We start from the raw sequence: 23,011 nt of genomic DNA, 5'->3' as shown, positions 1-23,011 counted from the left end.
GTGTCCGTCCGGGCCTGTTCGGGCCGCGGGTCAGTCGGCCGTTCGCGACGGTGCCAGTGCCTGCGGCCGCGTCAGGAGCACGCACGCGGCGCAGGCCGCCAGGGACATGGTGAGGATGGTGGCGGCCATCGGCAGCGCGCTGCCGCCGTCGCCCAGGCCGACGAGCGGACCGGCCGCCGCGCCGATCAGGAACTGCGCCGTTCCCAGCAGCGCCGACGCCGCGCCCGCCGCGTGCCCGGCGCGCTGGAGGGACAGCGCGGTGGAGTTGGGCAGGATCAGCCCCATGCCGGAGGCCAGGACGAACAGCGCCGCCACGACCGCCCACAGCGGCGCGTGTACCAGGGCCAGGGCGACCAGGGCGGCCCCGGCCGCGGTGATGACGGCGAGTCCGGCGGCCAGCAGCCGCTCCATGCGGAACCGGCCGAGCAGTACGTGCCCGTTGAGCTGCCCGGCGATCACGATGCCCACGCCGTTGAGGCCGAACAGCAGGCTGAAGGTCTGCGCCGAGGCCCCGTAGATGTCCTGGATGACGAAGGACGAGCCGGAGATGTAGCCGAACAGCGCGGCGAAGGCGAGGGCGCCGGTGAGCACGTAGCCGGTGAACACGCGGTCTCGCAGGAGCCCGCCCATGGTGCGCAGGGTCGCGCCGAGGGCGCCTCCGGACCGCCGCTCGGGCGGGAGGCTCTCGCGGACGGCCGCGACGGTGAGTACCAGGATCACCGCGCTGACGGCGCCGAGCACGAGGAAGATCCCGCGCCAGTCGGTGACGCGCAGCAGCTGCCCGCCGACGAGCGGGGCCGCCACCGGCGCCGCCCCGGAGACCAGCATCAGCGTCGAGAAGAACCGGCCGGCGGCCACCCCGTCGAACAGGTCCCGGACGATGGCCCGCGCGATCACGATGCCCGAGGCCCCGGCGATCCCCTGGAGCACCCGCAGACCGAGCAGTGCCGTCGCGTCGTGCGCGAAGGCGCACGCGAACGTGGCGGCGGTGTAGACGGCCATTCCCACGATCAGCGGCGGCCGCCGCCCGAGCGCGTCGCTCAGGGGCCCCACCACGAGCTGCCCCACCGCCAGGCCGACCAGGCACGCGGTCAGCGTGAGCTGCGCGGTCGAAGCGGCCACCCCGAGGTCGTCGGCGACTCCGGGCAGCGCCGGCAGGTACATGTCCAGGGACAGCGGCGCCAGCGCGGTCAGCGCCCCGAGGGCCAGCACGATCAGCAGCGGTGCGCGCCCGCTGTCGGTCGCGGGTTCCTCCTCCGTGTCGGCGCGCTCGGTCCGGGTCGATTCCATGCGTTCTCCATCGGTGGCGTGGGTGATGGTTCCAAGGGGCGGAGCCGCGACCATCCCGCGCGAGGTCCGGTGATCCCACCACTATGCGCGACGGCTCCGCCGGGGTCGTGGGCGGGGGGCGGCCGGTGGCGCGGTGGAGGGGGTCGGTTGCGGTGGTCGAGCTCCGCATGGGAAACGATATCTACATAGGAAGATATTTCCAAAGAAGTGGTGTTCGTCGTCACCCGGATGCCGTCGCATCCCCGCGTGGGCGAGGAACACAGGGGGCCTCCCGGGCGCACCGGTCACGGCCCCCTGCGGCGGGGTGATAGTCATGACGGGTGAGCATGACAGCGTTGCAGGACCTCCTGGCCGATTTCGCCGCCCGCCGCGACTGGGAACCGTTCCACACCCCGAAGAACCTCGCCATGGCCCTGACCGGCGAGGCGGGAGAACTCGCCGCCGAGTTCCAGTGGCTGACCCCCGAGGAGGCGGCCCGCGTCATGGACGACCCGGACAAGGCCCACGCCGTCCGGATGGAGATGGCCGACGTCCTGAGCTACCTGCTGCGCCTCGCCGACGTCCTCGACGTCGACCTCGAAGCGGCGCTGAAGGAGAAGGTCGCCATCAACGAGCGCAGGTTCCCGGCCGACGATGCGGCCGCCGCCGATGGCACGGATGCCGCCGATGGCACGGATACCGCCGGGCGGTAGTAGCGCGACCGCGACCAGGGCTGACGCGGTCGAGTGCCGGCCTCCTTGGGTGCGGTGGGAAGCCCGCACGGCGGCGGACGCCGTGGCCCTTCCGACCACGCCGTGGAGGCGAGGAAACGTGGTGAATGCGCCAGGTGCGGCAGACATGGGATATGTGACGCGACTTTCGGGTGGGGCGCGGGTGGTAACAGCGATGCGACCCGAATTTCGGCAGGGATATCGGGCTGATTTCGCAGGGTATTTCCGGGCATAATCCGCGCATGCGTGTGCCGCCCCGAATCGCCCCCCTGGCCGCCACGATGGTGATCACCGGTGTGCTCGCGGCCGCGATCTGGGCCGGGGGCGGGCCGGAGGGGAACCTCGGATGGTGGATCGCCCTGCGGGCGGCGGCCGTCGTCGGCGCGGCGGGGCTGTTGATCGCCGTCTGGCGCCAGGACGTGGCCGGACGTCGGATCTCCTCCGGCGCGATGAAGGATAGGAAGGACGAGTCTCCTGGGGCGGGGACGCGGAACACCGTCACGGCCGATTCCGTCAGTGGGGTGACCGTCCAAGGGCGGGATATCTCGAATCGGACGAATACCACCATCCATGGTCCGGCCACCGTTGTCTCGTCGTTTCTCACGCTGAATCTGCAGGGCCGCCTCGGCACCCCCGCGTTTCACACGTTGGTGGCCGTGTGGGCGATCGTCTTCGTGGGCGCGACCGCCGGTGTCGTCGTGACCTTCACCCCGTCTAGGCAGGGCGGAGGGGGTGCCGCGGGAACAGGGCCGAGGGAGGTCAGTGCTCCGCCGACGCCCATCGCGGACGTCCCCGTGGACGTCGACGACCCGAACATCGACCGGAACGCCCCTGCCGATGGCGAGTACCGGTGCCTTCCGACCGGGCGCCCCGGACAGCGCGTGGAATCACCGTCCCCCGCCACTGTGGACGTCTGGCCCTATGCCTGCAGCATCAGCGCGCCCTTTGGGCCGTCCTTCGTCTTCCCGGCGAGCGCAGGAGAGGTCGAGATCGGGAAGGTGGACTCCTGGCGACGGGAGCAGTGGGCGTGGGATCAGGGCTATGAGTACGGTTACCGCGAGTGGGCCTACGAGCATGGGGGAGTCGACGCGAACTGGACCGACGTCAGTTTCTCCGTGGCGAACGACACCGCAGAGCGCGTCGACATCCTGCTGGTCGATGTGCGCGTGGTCGAGAGGTCCGAGCCATTGGATGGCGCGGTCCTCCTCGCACACGGGGCCGGGCTGGGGCCGCCCCGAACTCTGGTCATCGACCTCGACGATCCGGATGCCCCGCCCCGAGTGACCGCCGGCGGTATGCATCCCGAGCCGTGGAACTTTCCGTTGAGTGTCGACGACACCGTAGAGGCCAACGATCGGGAACTGTTCAGCATCCTTGCGACGACCCGGCGGTCGTACGTCGAGTGGGTGATCCGGGTGCATCTCCTCATCGACAACACCGCACAGGTGGTGGAGGTGAACGACAACGGATCCCCGTTCCGGACCAGCGCGGTCGACCCCGCGGAGCACGCTCCCTCACCCCACGCGTCGTCCTCCGGTCGGCCCCGCTAGGCACGCCTTGACGATTTCGGCTGATACGCGGCCGGCACGTTGATCGACGGTGACAGCGTGGCAAGGCCCCGAACGGGGTAGCAGAAAACAGCGATTTCGCCGCATTCACAGTGGAACGTGTGGGAACCGATAGGGCATGCGCCTGCCTCCCCGCCGCGCCGCCCTCAGTGCCACAGTCGGGATCATCGGCGTGCACGCGGCCGCGACCTGGGCCGGAGGAGGAGCAGGGGCGCCTCCCCGGCGGCCGCTCCGGACACGGCGTCGCCTCACCGTCCCCGGCGTCCATCGACGTGTGGCCCTACACCTGCAGCCAGGGCTCCCACCTTGAGCCGTCCTTCGTCTTCCCTGCCTCCGCGGGGATGCCGGTTCATCGGCCGATGCTGCCCTACGAGATGGACGACTGGGCACAGAGCCGGGGGTACGACGGCTACCGAGATCGGGCCTACGCCCGCGGGGGTGTCGACGCGGACTTGACCGCGCCGTCCTTCGTGGTGGAGAACGACACAGCGGAGAACGTCGACATCATGCGGGTCGAGGTGCGCGTGACCGATACGGCCGCGCCGCTGGACGGCGCCTCCTCGTAGAGGACATGCGCGGCGAGGGCAAAGAGGACTGGGACTTCCCCTGAACGTTTTCGACGCCGAGAGCACACGGGAACTGTTCACCGTCGTCGCGACCACCCAACGGTCACTGGTCACCTGGATTCTCCGGGTGCACGTCCTGGTCGACGACACCCCCCACGTGATCGAACTCGACGACAACGGCTCCCCCTTCCGCACGAGCGCGTCGGTTCGCGCCCGCGGCGATACGCGATGACGGCGCGCGAAAGCGCGCGGCAGCGGAATAATTGCGCGGGATCCGTAACGAACCGATGCGTCGTAGAGGACACGATGACGAAACTCTCCACCCTCCTGGACCATGTCGACAGCGGCGCGATGCTGCTGCCGGAGTTCCAGCGCGGCTATGTGTGGAACCGCGACCAGGTCAGGGGCCTGATGCGGTCCCTGTATCTCGACTACCCCGTCGGGTCCCTGCTGGTGTGGGAGTCCGAAGTCGATCCGGCCGCCGTCCGCGGTACGCAGAACGCCTCGGGGACGCGCGCCCTGCTGCTGGACGGCCAGCAGCGCATCACCTCCCTCTACGGCGTGATGCGGGGCCGGCCGCCCGAGTTCTTCGAGGGGGACGCCAACGCCTTCACCGGCCTCCACTTCAACGTGGAGACTCTGGAGTTCCAGTTCTACATGGCCACCAAGATGCGGGAGGACCCGCGCTGGATCGACGTCTCGCGGCTCTTCGCCGAGGGAGTGCGGCCCATGCTCGAACCCCTCAAGGGGCTGGACTCAGGGCCCGACATCCTGCTGTGCATGGAGCGCCTGGCCAACCTGCACTCCATCCAGGACCGCGACTTCCATGAGGAGAAGATCACCGGCAAGGACAAGACCGTCGAGATCGTCGTCGACATCTTCAACCGGGTCAACTCCGGCGGGACCAAGCTCTCCAAGGGCGACCTGGCCTTGGCCAAGCTCTGCTCCGAGTGGCCCGAGGCACGGGCCACCATGCGGGAGCACCTGGCCAGGTGGGAGCAGGCCGGGTTCAAGTTCACCCTCGACTGGCTGCTCCGCTGCGTCACCGCCGTCGCGACCGGCCGCGCGGTCTTCTCGGCGCTGAAGGACGTCAGCCCCGACCACTTCCGGGAGTCCCTGGAATCCACCGTCCGCTACATCGGGAAGTTCCTCGACGCCCTGGCCGGGCGCCTGGGACTGGACCATGACCGCGTGCTCATGGGCAGGATGGGGATCCCCGTCGTCTGCCGCCTGCTGCACCTCAACGGCGGCGACTTCGACGACGCCGGGCACCGCGACCGCGTCCTGTACTGGTATGTGCACGCCTCGCTCCGCGGGCGCTTCACCGGCCCGATCGAGACCGTCCTGGCGCAGGACTACGCCGCCCTCCAGTCCGACGGAGTCGACGGGCTCATCCGGATCCTGGAGGACTCCCGCGGCGGCTCCCTGCACATCCGGCCGGTCGACTTCGCCGGATCGACGATGGGCTCCCGCTTCTACCCGCTGCTGTACCTGCTGACGCGCATCGGCGAGGCGCGGGACTTCGGTTCGGGGCTGCCGCTCCACGCCGAACTCCTCGGCCACCTCAGCGGCCTCCAGGTCCACCACATCTTCCCCAAGGCCCTGCTGAAGGAGCGGTACCCGCGCAACAAGGTCAACGCGATCGCGAACTTCTGCTTCCTCACCCAGGACACCAACATCAAGATCGGGAAGAAGGCGCCTGCCGCCTACTTCGCCGACGTCGAGCAGCGCCACCCGGGCGTCCTGCGCTCCCAGTGGATCCCCGCCGACTCCGGACTGCGCGACGTCGAGCACTACGAGGAATTCCTCGTCCAGCGCACCGAGCTGCTCGCCGACGCCGCCAACCGCTTCCTGGACGAGCTGCGCAAGGGCGGCGCCACCACCCGCAGGGACCTGGGGCGGCTCGACGCGGTCACCGACCAGGAATCCGAGCAGGACGCCCGATCGGCCCAGCTGACAGAGCTGAGGGGCGAACTCGCCTCGCTGGGGTGCGCCACTCCCGAGCTCGACGTGGAGATCTGCGACCCCGTCAACGGCCGCGTTCTCGCCGTTGCCGAGGCCTTCTGGGCCGATGGCCTGCAGGTCGGCCAGGACGACCCGGTGGTGCTGGAACTCGACCCCGACGAGGCCGACATCGCCGCGCTGGAGGGGCTGGGGTACCGGGTCTTCACCTCGGTGGAGGCGATTCTCGACTACGCGCGGCGGCGCAACGCCGTCGCCGCGGGCCTCACCCCGGGGGCCGACGCACCGATGCCCCGCGACGGGGAGGAGGCGGCCGCTGCCCCCGAGGTGCGGGCCGCCTTCGACGACGCCCTCCACAGCGCCTGCGACCGCGCGCAGTACGAGGCCGGGTACCGGGCGCACTTCTTCCGGCGGATGCTCCACGAGAACGGAGCCCTGGCCACGGCCAAGCAGCTGCTGGCCAAGCCGACGATCTCCGACGGCTTCGTCGAGCTCTGGGAACGCGGCCGGCTCGACCTCACCGTCGAAGCCGTCGTCCTCAGCCACCCCTCCTATGCCCGGCTCTTCACCCCGGCCGAACTGGACGTCGCCCGCAGCCGGATCGAGGCGCACAGGGCACGGCCCTAGCCGCAGGTCCGCGCGCGTCGGGCGCCGTCACGACCGGGGAAGGAACGGGCTCGGCTCCCCGGCATAGGAGACATGGAGCGCGTCGCGGGCGCGGGTGCAGGCGACGAACAGGAGGTTGCGCTCGCGCTGCAGGTCGTGCCCGTGCGCGATGGCGTCCTCGGCGGCGGGTGTGACCCGGGCCTCCAGCGGCACCAGGTCCGCACCGACCCCCACCGCCGCCACACAGCGGAACTCCAGCCCCTTCATCGAGTGCATGGTGCCCCCCCGTACGCCCTCGCCCCCGGTGAGCCCGCAGGTCGCGATACCCGCCCCCGCCAGCTCCTCGCGGACCCGCCGGGCGACCTCCTCCGTTCGTGCCGCGACGCCGATGGAGCCGGGCTCCACGCCCTGGCCGAGCCACACCTCGACCTGGTCGGCCAGGGCGGCGAGCTCGGACGCCCGGTCGCGGTGGCCCCGCACGGTCGGCCTGCGCCCGCGCAGCGGCGAGGTGTAGGCGTCCAGGTCGTCCTCAAGGTCGTCCATCCCCGTGGTCGGCGCCGCCCCCAGCAGCCCCACGGCCCACGACAGGATCTCCTGGGTGCTGCGGTAGCTCACCGTCAGCTTCCGGCTGCGCCCGCGGACGTCGATGCCCACCCCGCCGAGCGAGACCCGGTGGTCGTAGATGCGCTGGTGCGGATCCCCCGCGATGAACAGGTCGTCGGCGCCTTCGGGTGCCAGCGCCCGCGCCAACCGCCACTTGGCCGGGTGCAGGTCCTGCGCCTCGTCCACGACGACGTGCCGGTAGGGGCGCTCACCGGTGCGTTCGAGGATGTCGGCGGCCTCCGCCGACGCCTGGACGAACGTCCACTGGTCGGCGGCCGCCATCCGCGCGGTGGCCGCCAGGATCGCCTGCCAGACGCGCTTGCGCTGCTCGGCGCCGAGCCGACTGCCGCGCCCACGCCGCCGTGCGGCCAGGTAGGCGCGCTCGGTGCGCAGGTTCTGGGCCAGCACGACCTGCTCCCACTCGGAGAGGAGGAACGCGCCCGAGCAGCCCGCATCGGCACCGGCCTCGTCCCACAGCCGTTCGAGCTCGCGCCGCTTCGGGAAGTCCGGTCCCCTGCCGCGCTCCTTGCGCAGCACCTGGTAGGCCACCTTGTCGAGGTTGCGCACGTCGACGCGCGCCAGCTGCGCCGGGTCCTCGATCAGCAGCTCCACCTGGGCGCGCAGCGCGGCGTCGAGGGTCGTGGTGAAGGTCGTGAACAGGATCTGCGGCGGGCCGTCCGCGTACCTGCGGGCGAGGTGCGCGACCCGGTGCACGGCGGTGACGGTCTTTCCGGTCCCGGCGCCGCCCGTGACCATGGTCGGCCCGTTGTAGGAGGGGCGGTAGGCGATCCTGCGCTGCCGCGGGTGGAGGAACGTGCGCCACACGTCGAAGGGATGGTCCAGCATCTCGCGGAGGCTCTCCGGGCCTTCGACGAACACGGCCTCGCCGGGGGTGCGGCGGATCGCGGTGGCGAGGTCGTCCGGGTCGATGTGCTCGGGGCCGACCGGATCGACGAGGTCCTTGCTGACCTCCGCCCAGGCCTCCTCCACGGTCATGCCGGAGGACAGCGCGACCAGGGCGTTGTGCTGGGCGGCCGGCATCATCCCCGAGATGGCGTCGAGGTGGCTCTCGTCGGGCAGCAAGCGGACGATCGCCCGCGTCTGCGGGTCGATCCCGAGCTGGGCCAGGTGCTTGTCGGGCACGTGGTCGAAGAGCCGCGACTCGACGGCCTCGGCCGCGGGCGCCAGCGCCGTGGCCAGCACCTCCAGGCGGCCTTCGTCGCGCACCTCCAGCACGCCCAGGGCCTGGTTGACCGAGAACCGCTTGTCGCGGATGTAGGCGTAGGCGTCATCGTGCGGTAGGACCGTGACCAGGAGGTAGGTGTCGCCCGCATCGGGGGCGAGGACCACACCGCGATACCCCTGCGTGATGCGCAGCGTGCGCGCCCGCGAGTCACGGGCATCGGTGACCTTCTCCAGGTGCCCGCCCGCGTAGTAGGTGTCGGCGAACTTGTCGAGGGCATCGTCCACCGCACGCTGGAGCCGCTTCTCCAGCCTCGCGTACCGGGTCAGGAAGTCCTTGGCGATCGCGAGCTGAGGCACGAGGGAGTCCTCTTTCCGTCCGGCGGTGTTCGGTTCGATCCCGGCCGCGAGCACGGCCGCGTACGGCGCCGCCGGATCATCCCCGAGCGGTGCGGATCGTGACAGATCCCTTACAGGGTAGGGAACGCGGCGCGCAGTCGTCCCCATGTCCGCCCGGAACCGGGCGCGACCAGCGCGTTCCTCACCGAGATCGGGCGGCGGGCCGCCCCGGGCACCCGGCGGTTACCCCACCCGCCCTCTCGGAGCGGCCCACGGGCGGCGCGGATCGCTGGTATGACAGGAGGATCGGAGACCCGGCCAAGTGAGGAGCATCGGGAACATGACCATGGAGGCGACCGGGATCGCCGGACCCGAAGCGGAGACCGCCGTCCCCGAGACCGGCCAACTGGTCACGGTCCGCAACCGCCGGTGGGTGGTCTCCGACGTCAAGCCGGGATCGATCGCCTCCAGCGACCCGTACGCCGCCACCGCCCGCGCCCAGCACGTCGTCTCGCTCATCAGCATCGAGGACGACGCCCAGGACGACCGGATCGACGTGCTCTGGCAGCTCGAACCCGGCACCGCCATCCACGAGGTGCACGAGCTCCCCGACCCGGGCCGCGGCTTCGACGACCCCGCCGAGCTCGACGCGTTCCTGCACGCCGTCCGCTGGGGCGCCATCGCCTCCGCCGACACCTCCGCCCTCCAAGCCCCCTTCCGCTCGGGCATCGAGATCGAGGAGTACCAGCTCGAACCCGTGGTGCGCGCCCTGTCCATGCCGCGGACCAACCTCCTCATCGCCGACGACGTCGGCCTGGGAAAGACCATCGAGGCCGGGCTCGTGATGCAGGAACTCCACCTGCGCCACCGCGCCCGCACCATGCTGATCGTGTGCCCGGCCGGACTCACCACCCAGTGGCACGACGAGATGCGCGACAAGTTCGGGCTGGAGTTCCGCATCGTCGACACCTCCCTGGTGAAGCGGCTGCGCCGCGAACGCAGCCTGTACGCCAACCCGTGGACCCACTACCCGCGCCTCATCGTCAGCATCGACTGGCTCAAGCGCGAGCGGCCCCGCCGCCTGCTGCGCGAAGTCCTGCCCGCGAGCCCCCGCTACCCGCGCACCTTCGACCTGCTGGTGGTCGACGAGGCGCACACCTGCGCCCCCTCCGGCAGCGGCCGCTACGCCGTCGACTCCCAGCGCACCCTGGCCATCCGCGAACTCGCCCCGCACTGCGAGCACCGGCTCTTCCTTTCCGCCACCCCGCACAACGGGTACCCCGAGTCCTTCTCCGCGCTCCTCGAACTCCTCGACGACCAGCGGTTCGCCCGCGGTGTCGCCCCCACCCAGGAACAGCTCGCCCGGGCCATGGTCCGCCGCCTCAAGCGCGACCTGCCCCCGCGCTGGGACGGATCGCCGCGCTTCCCCCGACGGGAACTCGGCTACCTGGAGGTCGCCTACGGCGACGCCGAGCGCGACGCCCACGAACTCCTCACCGCCTACGCCGACAGCCGCCGCCAGCAGGCCGGGCGCCGGGGACGGCACGCCGCCGACTTCGTCACCACACTGCTGAAGAAGCGGCTGTTCTCCTCGCCGAAGGCCTTCGCCGAGACCGTCGACACCCACCTCGCCACCATGACCGCGCGCGATGGCGATGCCGAGGGCGGCGCGCGCCGGCTGCCGGAGGAGGCCGTCCGCCCCGTCCTCGCCCCGCTCGCCGAGCGGCTGGAGGCCACCGCGGAGCACGAAGAGGACTACCGGGAGGCCGAGGCCGAGGCCTTCGGCGTCGCCCGGCGCGGTGCGCCGCCGCTCACCCCGGAGGAGCAAGAGCTGCTGCGGCGGCTGCGCACCTGGGCACGCGACGCCCAGGACCGCCCCGACGCCCGGTTCCGGGCCATGCGCAAGTGGCTGGACGAGGTGCTGTTCACCGGCGGCCGACCCGGCGATGACGCGCAGTGGGGGGACCAGCGCGTCATCGTCTTCACCGAGTACCGCGACACCCAGCGGTGGCTGCACGAGCAGCTGAACGCCGCCGGCTACGGCGGGTCCGACGGCCGCCGCATCGCCCTGCTCCACGGCGGCCAGGACCCCAGGGAGCGCGAGCGCGTCAAGAGCGTGTTCACCGACCGCCCCGACCTCGACGACGTGCGCATCCTCATCGCCACCGACGCCGCCAGCGAGGGCATCAACCTGCAGCGCCACTGCCACCGGCTGCTGCACTGGGAGATCCCCTGGAACCCCAACCGGCTGGAGCAGCGCAACGGCCGCGTCGACCGGCACGGCCAGTACGCCGAGCGGGTCGAGATCCTGCACTTCGTCCCGCGGGGATGGGAGGGGGCCGAGTCGGGCAGCCTGGAGGACGAGCTCGGCTTCCTGCGGGTGGCGGCCGAGAAGGTCGACCGCATCCGCGAGGACCTGGGCAGCGCCGGAGACGTCATCGCCACTCAGGTCGAGCAGAAGATGCTGGGCGCCCGCTCGGACTGGGCCGAGACCGACGTCGAGATCCGCGCGCGGGCCACCAACGCGCGGCTGAGGATCGAACGGGACCTCGCCAAGGAGCTCAAGCGGCTCAGCGAGGAGCTGACCGGCAGCCGTGTCCGGCTCGACCTGCGGCCCGAGACCCTGGAGCGCGTCGTACGGACGGGGCTGCGGCTCGCCCACCGCAAGGACCTGATCGAGGCGGAGCCGCCCGAGGGCGTGACCGCCCCCTGCTTCCGGCTGCCGGAACTGGCCGGGGCGTGGGCCGGTGCCCGCAACGACGGCCTCATGCACCCGGTGACCGGCGCCGAGCGGGTCGTCACCTTCGACCCGAACGCGGTCATCGGGCGCAACGATGTGGTGCTGCTGCACCTCAAGCACCGCCTGGTCGACCTGTGCCTGACCCTGCTCCGCCGCGAGCTGTGGTCCGACGGTGACCGGCTCACCCGGGTGACGGCCCGTGTCGTGGAATCGGATGTGCTGCGCACCCCGGCGGTCGTCGCCCACGGCCGCGTGGTCATCACCGGCGCCGAGGGCAGCCGCCTGCACGAGGAGGTCCTCGTCGCCGGCGGCCGCATCGAGGAGGGGAGGTTCAAGCGGGTCCCGGAGACCGAGGTCGAGGCGTGGCTGGGCGCCGCCACCGCGACCCCCGTCCCCGAACCGATGCGCGAGCGCCTGTCCGCCATGTGGCCGAACCTGGCCGGCGCCGCCCGCGGCGCGTTGCAGGCCCGGGCCACGCAGCGCGCCAGGACCCTGGAGAAGGGTCTGGCCGGCCGCTGCGACGAGGAGGTCGCCGCCATCGAGGCCGTGCTCGACGAACTCGCCGAGAGTATCCGCGCCGCGTTGGCCGACACCCCCACGTGGCGCCAGGACAGCCTCTTCGAGTTCACCGAGGGGGAGAAGGACCAGCTGCGCAAAGACCGCGAAGCGCTCACCGAGCGCCTGGAGGCCATCCCCGACCAGAAACGCGACGAGACCGCCGCCCTGCGCCGCCGCTACGCCGACCCCGAGGCCCGGTGGTTCCCGGCCGCCGTGACGTTCCTCGTCCCGGCATCACTGGCCAAAAGCGGACGCTGATGGTCCTACCGTGATCGACGCGGCATTTCATCAAGTGGGTCCTTCGCGCTGTCCTAACCCCAGTTAGGCATATGGCTATACGGTCGGTCGCCCCACCCGTTTCCCCGTGCGGGAAACGACGACGGCGGCTCGGGGCCTTCATAGAACCACTGTTTGCGTGGGTTGTCCTGAGATCCGATACCGAGCACCCAGCCGGATACCGTCCGCCGGTAGGCGTACCAGGCTCGCCCGTCGTTACGTACCTTCATGACGATACCGTGATCCTCCGGGAGACCGTAGCGGGCAATGCGTTTCGGACTACCAGGAAAATCGAGGAGATCGGGTCGGTACCGGCCACCTAGATTGTCGTACCACCCCATCTGGTCGAAGGAGAGGCGGAGGAGAGCGTCCTTGCTCTCCTTGAATTCTCGCTGGTCCCGACGCCGACCCTTCTCGTCGGTGCCGTCGACGTCGGCGTATCGCGCCGGTCGTTCGGTCCTGGTCTGTTCTGCCGCCGCCCGTTCCGCGCGTCGATTCTTGAAAGTACGGACGGCTGTGATGCCCTCTCGTAGCGTTGTGGTGCTATCGGAATGATAGGCGGCATTGCTGAAATCGTGAATATCCCGGGGCCTTCCACGCAAGGCAAGGATGACGCCGAGCCGGGCTCGCCGGCCAGGCCGAAGGCGTTTCGGCCTCGTCCTCCATGATTTCGTCAGGACCTCGTACTGGGCGAAGACCGCGAGCGCGAACAGGAAGGGAAGAGAGCCGAGCGTCAGCCAGATCGGCATGAAGAGTTTGAGTGCCTCTTGGTATTTGTCGACCTGCTGCCACTGGTTGATGACGAAGTGGGAAACATGGATCAGAACACCGACGGCGATGATGGTGAGGATGACGTCGAACACACGTCGCGCAGGTGCAAATTCCTCTTTTTCGCCCACAGTGAGGCGGAGTGCGGTGAGTACGCCGACGGACGCCTGGAGAAGTAGCTCTCCCAGCAGGCTGAAGGGCTTGATGTTGACGAAGAACGCAACGAAAGCGGATGCTTTTACCACACTGAGTGCTTGAAGCCGGAAGATTCGTGACTTGCTTCCGGCCTCTGGAATCCTCCAGAAGATGGCGAGTCCCGATGCGCCGTACCAGAAGATCGACTCGCCGAGAAGACGGATGTTCCAGAACCCGAGCTTCAGGGCGAGGGCGTGCAGCAGCGCCACCCAGATCAGATAGAGGGTGACGGCGACGAGAATGCTCGGGCGGGTACAGGCCCTGATGACGCGCCTGCCCGCGGCGCGGACGGGAGGTGCGAGTGCTGAGGTGATCGTGAGGAGAGCGAGCAGTATCAGGGTGGCGAGCTGCCGTTCGTCGAACACAGTGCTCCTCGGTTGCTCGTGTGGCCAAGCAAAGTGTCTTCAGTACCCTCAGCTCCGCAGTTCGGAGAAGGGATTCCTCTGACGCCCGGCGCGGCTGGTCGGCCTGCCGGCGCAGGGGGTTGCTGAAGCCGGACCACCGCGGTTCGCGGTGTCCGTGGTTGCGAACAGCGTGGGATGCTCACTGCCCACGCGGTGATCCTAGGGCGCCCCGGTGACGATTCTTCTGGTCGACCTCATGATCGTGGCCGGTGGACTGCCTCGACGAGGATGAGGCGCGTCGCCCGCGTAGGCCCCGACCCGGATCGTGAGCCAGTCCGCGATGGCGCGCTGCCAAGCCGTCTCGCTTGCCAACGGCGGCAGGCGCTGGGTGGCGGACTGACGACCGCCTGCATGGGCAGAGCCACGGCGGTCAGCATTTCGCGGGGATGACGCCCGGGACGGTGCCGGAGGTGTGTCCGCGAGTCTCCCCGAATATGGCCGATCACGACGCGGAATGCCGTGATGTACGAATCGGTCACGGCGAAAAAATCCGTCGGATTCTGCATGGAGGCCTGCTTTCCCGTGCAGAAGGGGGCAGCTGTAGTAGGCTTCGGCTGAAGCTTGCTTTTCACCCGATCAGGCTGTGATCGACACTCTTGGGGAGGCGGGTCAGACGCTTAGTAAAGCTGCCATCGCTCTCGGTGCTCCATGTCGACGGCGTTTCATGCGTTCGATCTCGGGTGCGCTTATGTTCCCTGCCGGGTGCCGTACGTGAATTCGTTTCGGAATTGGATCGGCTGATCGGCTTCTCGTATGGCTTGCCCCTGGCTGGATCGTCCGCCGTGCGCCTGTGATGGAATGCAGGCACGACGCATCATGGGCGGGCGCTGTGCTCAGGATCGTCGGTTGCTGCCTGCCTTCGCGATGCTTGAGAATGTCGACTCCGAAATATCCGGATGTCTCTGCTGGGAATCAAGGCTGCGACGGGACTTTGCCCTGCCTTCATGCGAAAGGGCGTGCGGGTGGAGCTGTATTCCGACTGGTGGGATAGCCCCCTGCATCAAGCCGCAGCCGCCCTTCGGCGGGCGTATGCCCATGGAAGGCATTCTTTCCCCGGCGCTCTTGCAAATATACGTAGGAGAATGATCCTCGGGATCACGACGGTGTATTGGAAAGACAGCGATGGGCCTTGGGAAAAAAATAGCGGCAATCAGCGCCGGGCTGGCGGCATTTTGCGGGATAACCGGAATTACCGGGGTGTGGATCTACGAGAACGCCAACAGTGAGGATGGGCCGGCGCCGGAGCCGCCCTCGACCACGCCTCCTGTCCCCACACCGTCCTCCCCGCCGACCGAGCCACCGGACGAGCCCCCTACCCCGACCCCGCATCCGACCCGGACTCCGACCCCGACTCCTCGCTCCGGCGATGATGGCTTCACCCCTGGCCCGGGAGTTACCCGAGGTACTCCGCCGGTTCCTCCGGAGCATAACGATCCTCCCGGCCCAGAGGAGGTCCGCAACGCGAACACCCCCATCACCGTCACCATCGAGATCGACAACAACTCCCAGGTCGGCGTCAACACCTGGCGACAGGTGCACAACATGCGGGTGGGGGTCCGTGTATCTGACCGGATCGGCAGTATCAGGCGCGACTGCTACACCAGCCTGGAGGTTGTCAAGAACGGCTCCGTCGTCGACACCGGCTCCGCCACATGCGCGGGTGCGTATGGGCTGTCGACGCGACGCTACGGTACCGGCGAGATCACCATCCGCATCAGTGTCGAAACAGCGTGGGGCGCTACCGGCGCTGATGAGCGGACGATCAGTATCGTCGAATAGCCCAGGCGTGGAGCAACGTCGCCTCGAACCGACCCCGCGCGAGTGCACGCGGGAACCCCACGCCGCCCCGTCCCAGCGGGGTAGCGGTGCATCCGTCCCAGAACGTCACCGCGGGTCGGCCGTGCTCGATAATCTCGGTGTCATGCCACCAGCCCGCCGTCGCCCCCGCGTTCCCCAGCAGTCGCCCGCCGAGCAGCACGCCGAATGGCTCCGCCTGCTCGCCCCCGACGGCCCGTTCCTCTCCGTTGACGTGCTCGTCGAGGCGTTCGGCGCCGGACTGCCCGTCGTCGGCAAGGAGCGCCGCGACCGCGTCCGCCAGGCATGGGACGAGGTGCAGGGAGCCCCCGACCTCCTGGGCAGCCAGTGGACGGAGCTCATCCTGGGCGAACTCCTCGGCTGGGCCGCCAAGTACCGGACCGAGCCCGAGCGGCACGGCTCCGGCCCGCACCCCGACTTCGTGCTGACCGGACCCGGGCAGCGGGGCGGCCGCGAACCCCGCCTGCTCTTCTACCGGCTGGACTGGGGGAGCGGTGTCGCGACCTCCCGCGCCGACCGCCCCGCACCGGTCGAACAGGCCGCCGCCCACTGCCGGCGCGACGGTGTGCCGCTGGCCCTCGTCACGGACGGTCGGCTCTGGGCGCTCGTCCACGCCCGCGCCGGTGAACCGACCTCCTGCGGCGTCTTCGACGCCGACCTGTGGCTCGAAGAGCCCCTGCTGCTCCAGGCGTTCGCGGCGCTGCTCGCCTCCGAGCGCGTGCAGATCCCGCCGGTCAGCAGGGACGGCAAGGAGTCGTCGGACTCCACCGCCGCACTCTTCTCCCGCACGGCAGGCGCACAGGGCAAGCTCACCGAGGAACTGGGCCTCCAGGTCCGCCAGGCCGTCGAACTCCTCGTCGGCGAGCTGGCCCGGCTCGACCGGGAGTCCGGCGGGCGCCTCCTCGCGCACATCGACGAGCGCGACATCTACCGCGGCGCGCTCACCGTGCTCATGCGCATGGTGTTCCTGCTGTACGCGGAGGAGCAGCGGCTTCTGCCCACCGACGACCTCTACGCCGACCACTACTCGGTCACCCGCCTCTACGACCAGCTGGAGGAGGAGCGCAACCGCTACGGCGACGAGGTCGGCGACCGCCGCGCCGCGGCCTGGCCGCGCCTGCTCGCCCTTTTCACGGGCATCCACGGGGGAGCCGAGCACCCCGACCTCCGGTTGCCCGCCTACGGCGGTTCCCTCTTCTCCCCGGGGCGCTTCGCGTGGCTGGCCGACTTCGCCATCACCGACCGCGTCGTGTTCGAGATCCTCGACGCGCTGCTGATGCTACGCGGGAAGCGGAAGAAGGACGCCGCCACCCGCATCTCCTACAAGGGCCTCGGCGTCGAGGACATCGGCCACATCTACGAGGGCCTGCTGGAGTTCTCCTGCATGAAGGTCGACGAGCCCTACGTGGGGCTCATCGGCAAGCTGGAGCCGGAGCTGCCGCTGCGGGTGTTGGAGGAGCGGTACCGGGAGTACTCCCCGATGGAGGAGCACGGCCGCAAGCTCCTCGTGGAGTGGCTGAAGGGGGAGACCGGCGCGACCGCGCGGCAGCTGGAGAGGGCGCTCGACGCCGAGCCGACCGCGGAGCAGCGGGCCGCCCTGCACGCCGCCGGGGACTCGGATGCCGAGCTGGCCGAGCGGGCGCTGCCGTACTGGGGGCTGCTCCGGACCGACCTTCGCAACGACCCGACGATCTTCCCGACCGACTCGGTGCTGTTCACCCAGGTGGGGGAGCGCCGCAAGACCGGCACCCACTACACGCCGCGAGCGCTCGCGGAGGAGGTCGTCGAACACACCCTGGCCCCGCTGTCCTACCGCCCCGGCCCGGCGGACGGGGCCGAGGAGTCGCAGTGGCGGGTGAAGCCCGCCGCCGAGCTGCTGAAACTCAAGGTCTGCGACCCGGCCATGGGGTCGGGGGCGTTCCTGGTCTCGGCGGTCCGGTACCTGGCCGACCGTGTGGTGGAGGCCTGGCAGCGTGACGGCCTCCCCGACGACGTGCTGGAGGCGGTCGGTACCCGCTACGAGCTGGACGAGCTGCGCCTCTTCGCGAAGCGCAGGGTCGCCGCCGGGTGCATCTACGGCGTCGACCGCGACGATATGGCGGTCGAGCTGGCCAAGCTGTCGCTGTGGCTGGAGACGCTGGCGAAGAACAAGCCCTTCAGCTTCCTCGACCACGCCCTGCGGTGCGGCGACTCGCTAGTCGGACTGGTGAGCGAGGAACAGGTCCGGACCTTCCACACCGACCCGGGGGAAGGGCGCAGGATCAACAACCAGATCACGGGTGACATCAGCGAGTACATCGACCGCGTGCTGAAGGACGTCACCGACCTGCGAACCCAGATCGAAGAGTCCCCGGTGGTGGACCAGGGCGATGCCGAGCGCAAGACCAAACTGCTGGACCGAGCCGATGAGCAGTCCCAGCGGCTGAAGCTGGCGGCCGACGCGGTCATCGCTGCGGCCCTCGCCGCCGACCGGTACACGGAAGTCGAACGCTGGTGGGTGGACGGCGACGCCGAGAGCAAGAAACTGAACTGGCGCGAGGCCTACAACGACCTGCTCGTCAATATCGCGGGGGATGTACAGCGGCTCCTGGGCGAGGACACGTACAGCTTCCTGGAGGAGGAACGTCTCCGGGAACGGATCACCGACTGGCTGACAGGCGAGCGCGACCAGCCGATCCGCCCGCTGCACTGGGCACTGGAATTCCCTGAGGTGATGGGGGAAGGCGGATTCGACGCGGTGGTGGGCAACCCGCCGTTCAGTGGAGGAAAGCGACTGACCGGGACGCTCGGCACCGACGTCCGCGAGTACCTTGTGGTCGACATCGCGGGTGGTAAACGTGGCAGCGCCGACCTGTGCTCGTACTTCCTGCTCCGCAACCTGAAAATCGCCCCGAAGGGGCGAACCGGCATCATCGCCACCAACACCATCGCCCAGGGCGACACCCGAGAGGTGGGCCTCGACCAGGTGACCGACCGGGGATGGAGCATCTACCGGGCGATCAAGTCCCAGGTCTGGCCGGGAACCGCGAATGTGCATGTGTCGCTGCTGTGGGCGGGGCACGCGGGAGAGGGCGAACAGCCGGTTCTCGACGGGACAAAGGTCAAGGGGATCACTCCATCACTCGACCCGAGAACACGGGTGACGGGGAAGCCGTGGAATCTCGTGGCCAACGCGGATCAAGCGTTTCAGGGTTCTATCGTGCTGGGCGAGGGCTTCATCCTGGAGCCGGAAGAGGCGCAGGAACTCATCGAGCGTGATTCGCGGAATCGAGAAGTGTTGTTTCCATACTTGAACGGGAAAGACCTTAACTCTCGCCCGGATTGTTCGCCGAGCCGCTGGGTGATCGATTTCTATGACCGGACCCTGGAAGAAGCGATGTCGTATCCGGACGTCTTTGAAATTGTTGAGAACAAAGTTCGTCCGGTTAGGCAACGAAAGAAGCCCAACGGGGAATACGTACTCCGGCGGCCTCTTCCGGAGCGTTGGTGGCAGTACGCGGACAAACGTCCCACGCTTCGTGAAGCAATCACCGGGCTTGAGCGTGTTCTCGTAATTGCGCTGATGAGTCGTACTGCGCTTCCTGTTTGGCAGAAAACGGGTCAGGTTTTTTCTCATGCGCTTGGCGTATTTTCTGATCAGAGAGATGAGATGTTCTCGCTGTTGAGTAGTGATATCCACTACTCGTGGGCTGTGGCTCGCGCGTCTAGTATGAAAGGTGACTTGCGGTATACGCCCACTGACGTCTACGAAACACTTCCCAAGCCTGCATTTACGTCACACATGGCTGCGGTTGGTGTAGAGCTAAATGAGTTCCGTTATCGTTTGCTGGGAACTCGGCAAGTTGGACTGACTAAACTCTATAATCTAGTCCACGATCCTGATTATGCCGACGGCGAGATTGACCGACTTCGTGAGATGCATGCGCAGATCGACGAAGCCGTGAAGCAGGCCTACGGCTGGCTTGATCTCGATCTTGATCATGGTCACCATGAGACTCCACAGGGTGTGCGCTGGACCATCAGCCCCACCTCCCGTATCGAGGTGCTAGACCGCCTCCTGGAGCTAAACTTCGAGCGCCATAAGGAAGAAGAACGTAAGGGAATTTTTCCGCCGAAGAAGCGGAAGAAACGATCTGCTTCATCCAAGAAGGATGACGAAGCTTCACTCTTCCCGGACGGTGCGCTCTTCCCGCCGCAAGGCACGATGTTCTAATCGTTCAAGAAGAAGGCCTTGCCCTCAGTTGAAGGGGCAAGGCCTGGTCGTTGTGAGGTGGTTACAGCTCACCGTGACGCGTGTTGCTGAGGAACGCTGCCCACTCGGAAGTGGGGAAGGTGAGATGGCCGCGCTCGGGCTGCTTTGAGTCGCGGATAGCGATTCTTTGAGGGAGATCCGCTACCTCGACGCAGTTCTGGTTCTGGGCACTGTAGCTGCTCTTCCAGAAGTCGGCGGGGACGTGAGCCACTTCGACACAGGCTTGGCCTTGGGCGCTGTAGCTGCTCTTCCGGAGTCGGGGGCCTAGGTTCGCCACTTCGACACAGTTCACGCCTTGGCCGCTGTAGCTGCTCTTGCGGAACTCCATTTGGTCGGTCATCGAGGACTCTCTAAGGACTTCAGCACGTCGGTGATGATGGTGGCGGATCGGGTGGCGCTGACCGCCGAGCCCTGAATGTCGCCAAATGTCACGCTATACCGTTCCACGTCCTCAGGGAGTTCCAGATACAGGGCGTCGGTCAGCGTCTCGATGCACACGATGGTGGGGTCGAGAGGGTTGGGGAAGTCCAGGATGGTGAAGGGAGCCGTCAGGGCCGCGTGGGACCCCACATCGAAGGGCAGCACCTGAAGGTGGATATGGGGCATCCTCGCCATGTGCAGCAGGTGTCGCAGCTGTTCGGTCATCACCTGTGACCCGCCGATCAGGCGGCGGAGAGCGGCTTCGTCCATCACCACACGTAGGTGGACTGGATCAAACTTGGTCAGGATCTCGCGTCGGGCCATGCGGGCCTCAGTCCGGCGTCGGACCTCCTCTGCTCCGGTGTAGAGGCCACCTTCGAAGATTGCTCGCGCGTAGTCCGGGGTCTGCAAGAGGCCCGGGATGACCTGGGACTCGTAGGTGCGTAGACCTGAGGCCTCGGCCTCGAAGTCGGGAAGCGTCTCATCTTTGAAGACGTCGCGGTACTTCGACCACCAGCCCCGCTCCTTGGCGTCGCGGGCCAGCTGATGCATGGCTTCGCGCACCGTGGGGTCGGTGACCTTGTACAGGTCGAGCATCTTGTCGAGATCGGCCGCCTTGACCGTCTGGGTCTCGGCGTTCTCGATCTTGCTCAGCTTCCCGGCCGCCCACTTGAGCGACTTGACCGTCTGGGTCGTGGTCAGGCCTGCCCTCTCGCGTGCGCGGCGGAGCTCGGTCGACAGGCGGCGCCGACGCAGGGAGGGGCTGTGCGGATGGTGCATGCGCATGAGGGTAACGCCTTCGATCCTTCTTTGGAAATCTCACGAGAATCGCTTGACGATCGTGAGATTCACTTTTAACTTCGGAGGTGTCAGCAGTGATCGCAGCGCTACCCGGTGTCGATGCTCACCACGCTACGACGCGTCCGCCTCCAGCGTCCTCACAACAGCAACTTCAGCGGCTGTGGTCATACACCCCTCTTGCCGAACGTCCATGACCGGTGCATCTAGGAGCACTTCATGTCCGTCCTGACCCCCGTACCCCCGATGCCCGAGGTGACGATCCCGCTCAACCTGCTCATCCCGCACGGCTACGAGCACTACTTCAACCGCAGCACCGACCGCCCCTACTTCACCCGGCGCTGCTTCTCCTTCCGGGGCGAGCCCGTGTTCATGCCGCTGGTCCACGCCTACCTGCACACCTGCGCGGCGGCCGGCAGCCCCGAGTACCGCTACATCTTCGACCTGCTGGGTACGGAGCTGGCGACCAACGCCATCAAGCACACCCGCTCCGGCACGCCGGGCCGCACTTACACCCTGAAGGTGGAGCGTTCGGTCGACGGCCTCACTCTGATCTGCGCCGACTGGGGCAGCCTCGACGAGCGGTGCGACCGCAGGGAGCAGCGCTACCTCACTCCTCTGGACCCGGAGGACCGCCTCACCGCCGAGTCCGGCCGCGGCCTCGGGCTGGTCGACCGGCTCTCCACCGCGTGGGGCGACAGCGGGCAGTCCAGCTTCCGCCGGGTCTGGTTCCGCCTCGACTACGACCTCACCAACAGCGCCTGGCTCACCGTGTGAACCACCGGCACCGGGCGTCGTCCGGCAACGCCCGGCCCGCATGAGCTCCGGGGCATCCTTCGGGACGAGGTGCGGCGGCGGGAACGGCGGACGGCAGGCGACAGCGGCAACTGAGGGCGCCCGGTCCCGCTTCCCCTCGGGGACCGGGCGCGTCAGGTCACTGAGGCCGGTACACGACAGGACGCCCCGGGCCGGGTGGCGCAGCCGCGCCTGTTGAAGGCCCATGGCGAATTGCTGGAAGCCATGCGCCGGGTCGTGCAGGGCGCGCAGCGGTGCCTGGTCGTGACCGGGTCGCGCTCTCGCGACGTGGCCTACCTGGACGGAGTGTGTCAAGTCGAATCGGACAGGGGCATGTGATCGTCAGGCCGCTTCGCGCAGGTCAGCGCCGCGCTGCACCGCGAGCCGGATTTCGCCGGACAGCTCGTGGGCGTGTTGCATGCCCTAGACACCGGATCTGCTCCGACCGACACCTTCCCCAAGGCGCCGAGGGTGACGGTGACCGGGATCGAGGGGGGCGACAGCTGGTCGGTGGTGCCTGACGCGTGCACGGTCAACGTGGATGTGCGCACCTCCCCGGCCGCCGATGCCGCGTGGGCGGAGAAGACCGTGGCCGCTGCGGTGGCCGAAGTGGACCGTGGCTGGCCGGGAACTCCTCCGTCGTCGGTGGAGCCGGTGCTGTCGTGGCCGGCCTACGCCCTGGAGCCGGAGCACCGGCTGGTGGCCGCACTGCTGCGCGGGGCCGTGGATGTCGGGCTGGCGGTGGAGCCGAAGGTGGCCGGTCCCTCCAACATCGGCAACTACCTGGCCGCGCTCGGGATCGCGGCTACCGCAGGATTCGGTGCGGACTACGAAGGGCTGCACGGAATCGATGAGCGGGTCCGTGTGGACTCCCTGGTGGCGGTGCAGGCCGCATACCACCTGGCTGTGCTCCGCCTACTCGACGGCTAGGACCAGGTGCGCGCCTCGTTGACCAGCTCTTTTTCCCGCAACGCGTCACAGAGGTCGATTCCGGCCCGGTTGGCGATCGCGGCGAGGTAGATGAGCACGTCGGCGAGTTCGCCGGCAAGGTCACCGGTGGCGCAGGCATTCGGCCAACGGCCAGCTCAGCCCGGCCGAGTATGAACGTCGTCACGCTGAAGCGACCAAGAGTGGTCTGCCTGACCTGGCTGAAGCCGCGTAAAA

Annotated in this window: 14 protein-coding genes; 9 read left to right on the top strand and 5 right to left on the bottom strand. The window is 68.5% G+C overall.

Annotation, left to right across the window (positions count from 1 at the left end; all coding sequences use genetic code 11):
- Positions 1–30 precede the first annotated feature (30 nt).
- On the bottom strand, positions 31–1,290 hold the full coding sequence (locus HNR23_RS15290) for a multidrug effflux MFS transporter (protein WP_184076223.1): 1,260 nt from the start codon (positions 1,288–1,290) through the stop codon (positions 31–33).
- Positions 1,291–1,616: 326 nt separating this feature from the next.
- Between HNR23_RS15290 and HNR23_RS15285 the strand changes: the two genes are divergently transcribed.
- The 4 genes from HNR23_RS15285 to HNR23_RS15270 all read left to right on the top strand — a co-directional run bounded on the left by HNR23_RS15285 (position 1,617) and on the right by HNR23_RS15270 (position 6,723).
- Positions 1,617–1,982: a nucleotide pyrophosphohydrolase gene (locus tag HNR23_RS15285; protein WP_221308701.1), complete on the top strand. Its 366-nt coding sequence runs from the start codon at positions 1,617–1,619 to the stop codon at positions 1,980–1,982.
- A gap of 260 nt (positions 1,983–2,242) precedes the next feature.
- Positions 2,243–3,550, top strand: a complete 1,308-nt coding sequence (locus HNR23_RS15280; RefSeq protein ID WP_184076221.1) for a hypothetical protein — start codon at positions 2,243–2,245, stop codon at positions 3,548–3,550.
- A 377-nt stretch (positions 3,551–3,927) separates the two neighbouring features.
- Positions 3,928–4,134 (top strand): hypothetical protein, encoded by a 207-nt coding sequence (locus HNR23_RS15275; protein WP_184076220.1) that lies wholly within the window; start codon positions 3,928–3,930, stop codon positions 4,132–4,134.
- Positions 4,135–4,440: 306 nt separating this feature from the next.
- A complete protein-coding gene (locus HNR23_RS15270) occupies positions 4,441–6,723 on the top strand; it encodes a GmrSD restriction endonuclease domain-containing protein (RefSeq protein ID WP_184076219.1) in 2,283 nt (760 codons plus the stop codon).
- A 27-nt stretch (positions 6,724–6,750) separates the two neighbouring features.
- Here the strand turns inward: HNR23_RS15270 and HNR23_RS15265 are convergent, their stop codons facing one another.
- Positions 6,751–8,847: a UvrD-helicase domain-containing protein gene (locus tag HNR23_RS15265; protein WP_184076218.1), complete on the bottom strand. Its 2,097-nt coding sequence runs from the start codon at positions 8,845–8,847 to the stop codon at positions 6,751–6,753.
- A gap of 319 nt (positions 8,848–9,166) precedes the next feature.
- Here HNR23_RS15265 and drmD point away from each other — a divergent pair, with 319 nt between their 5' ends.
- Complete coding sequence (gene drmD, locus HNR23_RS15260; protein ID WP_246421774.1) at positions 9,167–12,382, top strand: DISARM system SNF2-like helicase DrmD; 3,216 nt, start codon at positions 9,167–9,169, stop codon at positions 12,380–12,382.
- Positions 12,383–12,435: 53 nt separating this feature from the next.
- Here the strand turns inward: drmD and HNR23_RS15255 are convergent, their stop codons facing one another.
- Positions 12,436–13,728: a hypothetical protein gene (locus HNR23_RS15255; RefSeq protein WP_184076217.1), complete on the bottom strand. Its 1,293-nt coding sequence runs from the start codon at positions 13,726–13,728 to the stop codon at positions 12,436–12,438.
- A 1,161-nt stretch (positions 13,729–14,889) separates the two neighbouring features.
- Between HNR23_RS15255 and HNR23_RS15250 the strand changes: the two genes are divergently transcribed.
- Both HNR23_RS15250 and HNR23_RS15245 read left to right on the top strand, forming a co-directional pair.
- Entirely contained in the window at positions 14,890–15,546 is a 657-nt protein-coding gene (locus HNR23_RS15250; RefSeq protein WP_184076215.1) for a hypothetical protein, read from the top strand.
- A gap of 142 nt (positions 15,547–15,688) precedes the next feature.
- Positions 15,689–19,795: an Eco57I restriction-modification methylase domain-containing protein gene (locus HNR23_RS15245; RefSeq protein WP_184076213.1), complete on the top strand. Its 4,107-nt coding sequence runs from the start codon at positions 15,689–15,691 to the stop codon at positions 19,793–19,795.
- Between the two features lie 61 nt (positions 19,796–19,856).
- Here HNR23_RS15245 and HNR23_RS15240 read toward each other — a convergent pair whose 3' ends face one another.
- Both HNR23_RS15240 and HNR23_RS15235 read right to left on the bottom strand, forming a co-directional pair.
- Complete coding sequence (locus HNR23_RS15240) at positions 19,857–20,174, bottom strand: DUF397 domain-containing protein (protein WP_184076212.1); 318 nt, start codon at positions 20,172–20,174, stop codon at positions 19,857–19,859.
- Positions 20,171–21,034: a helix-turn-helix domain-containing protein gene (locus HNR23_RS15235; RefSeq protein ID WP_184076210.1), complete on the bottom strand. Its 864-nt coding sequence runs from the start codon at positions 21,032–21,034 to the stop codon at positions 20,171–20,173. The genes HNR23_RS15240 and HNR23_RS15235 overlap by 4 nt, the downstream gene beginning before the upstream one ends.
- Positions 21,035–21,271: 237 nt before the next feature.
- On the opposite strand from HNR23_RS15235, the gene HNR23_RS15230 reads away from it, so the two are divergent.
- Positions 21,272–21,829 carry an ATP-binding protein gene (locus tag HNR23_RS15230; RefSeq protein WP_246421773.1) on the top strand — a complete coding sequence of 186 codons (558 nt, stop codon included), beginning with the start codon at positions 21,272–21,274 and terminating at the stop codon, positions 21,827–21,829.
- Positions 21,830–22,258: 429 nt separating this feature from the next.
- The gene (locus HNR23_RS15225; RefSeq protein ID WP_184076208.1) at positions 22,259–22,777 is read left to right on the top strand and encodes a peptidase dimerization domain-containing protein; all 519 of its coding nucleotides are present in this window, start codon (positions 22,259–22,261) and stop codon (positions 22,775–22,777) included.
- Positions 22,778–23,011 lie beyond the last annotated feature (234 nt).

This window comes from Nocardiopsis mwathae, from assembly GCF_014201195.1.
GTDB classification, from domain to species: Bacteria; Actinomycetota; Actinomycetes; order Streptosporangiales; family Streptosporangiaceae; genus Nocardiopsis_C; species Nocardiopsis_C mwathae.
This window is presented reverse-complemented; position numbering and strand designations above follow the sequence as displayed.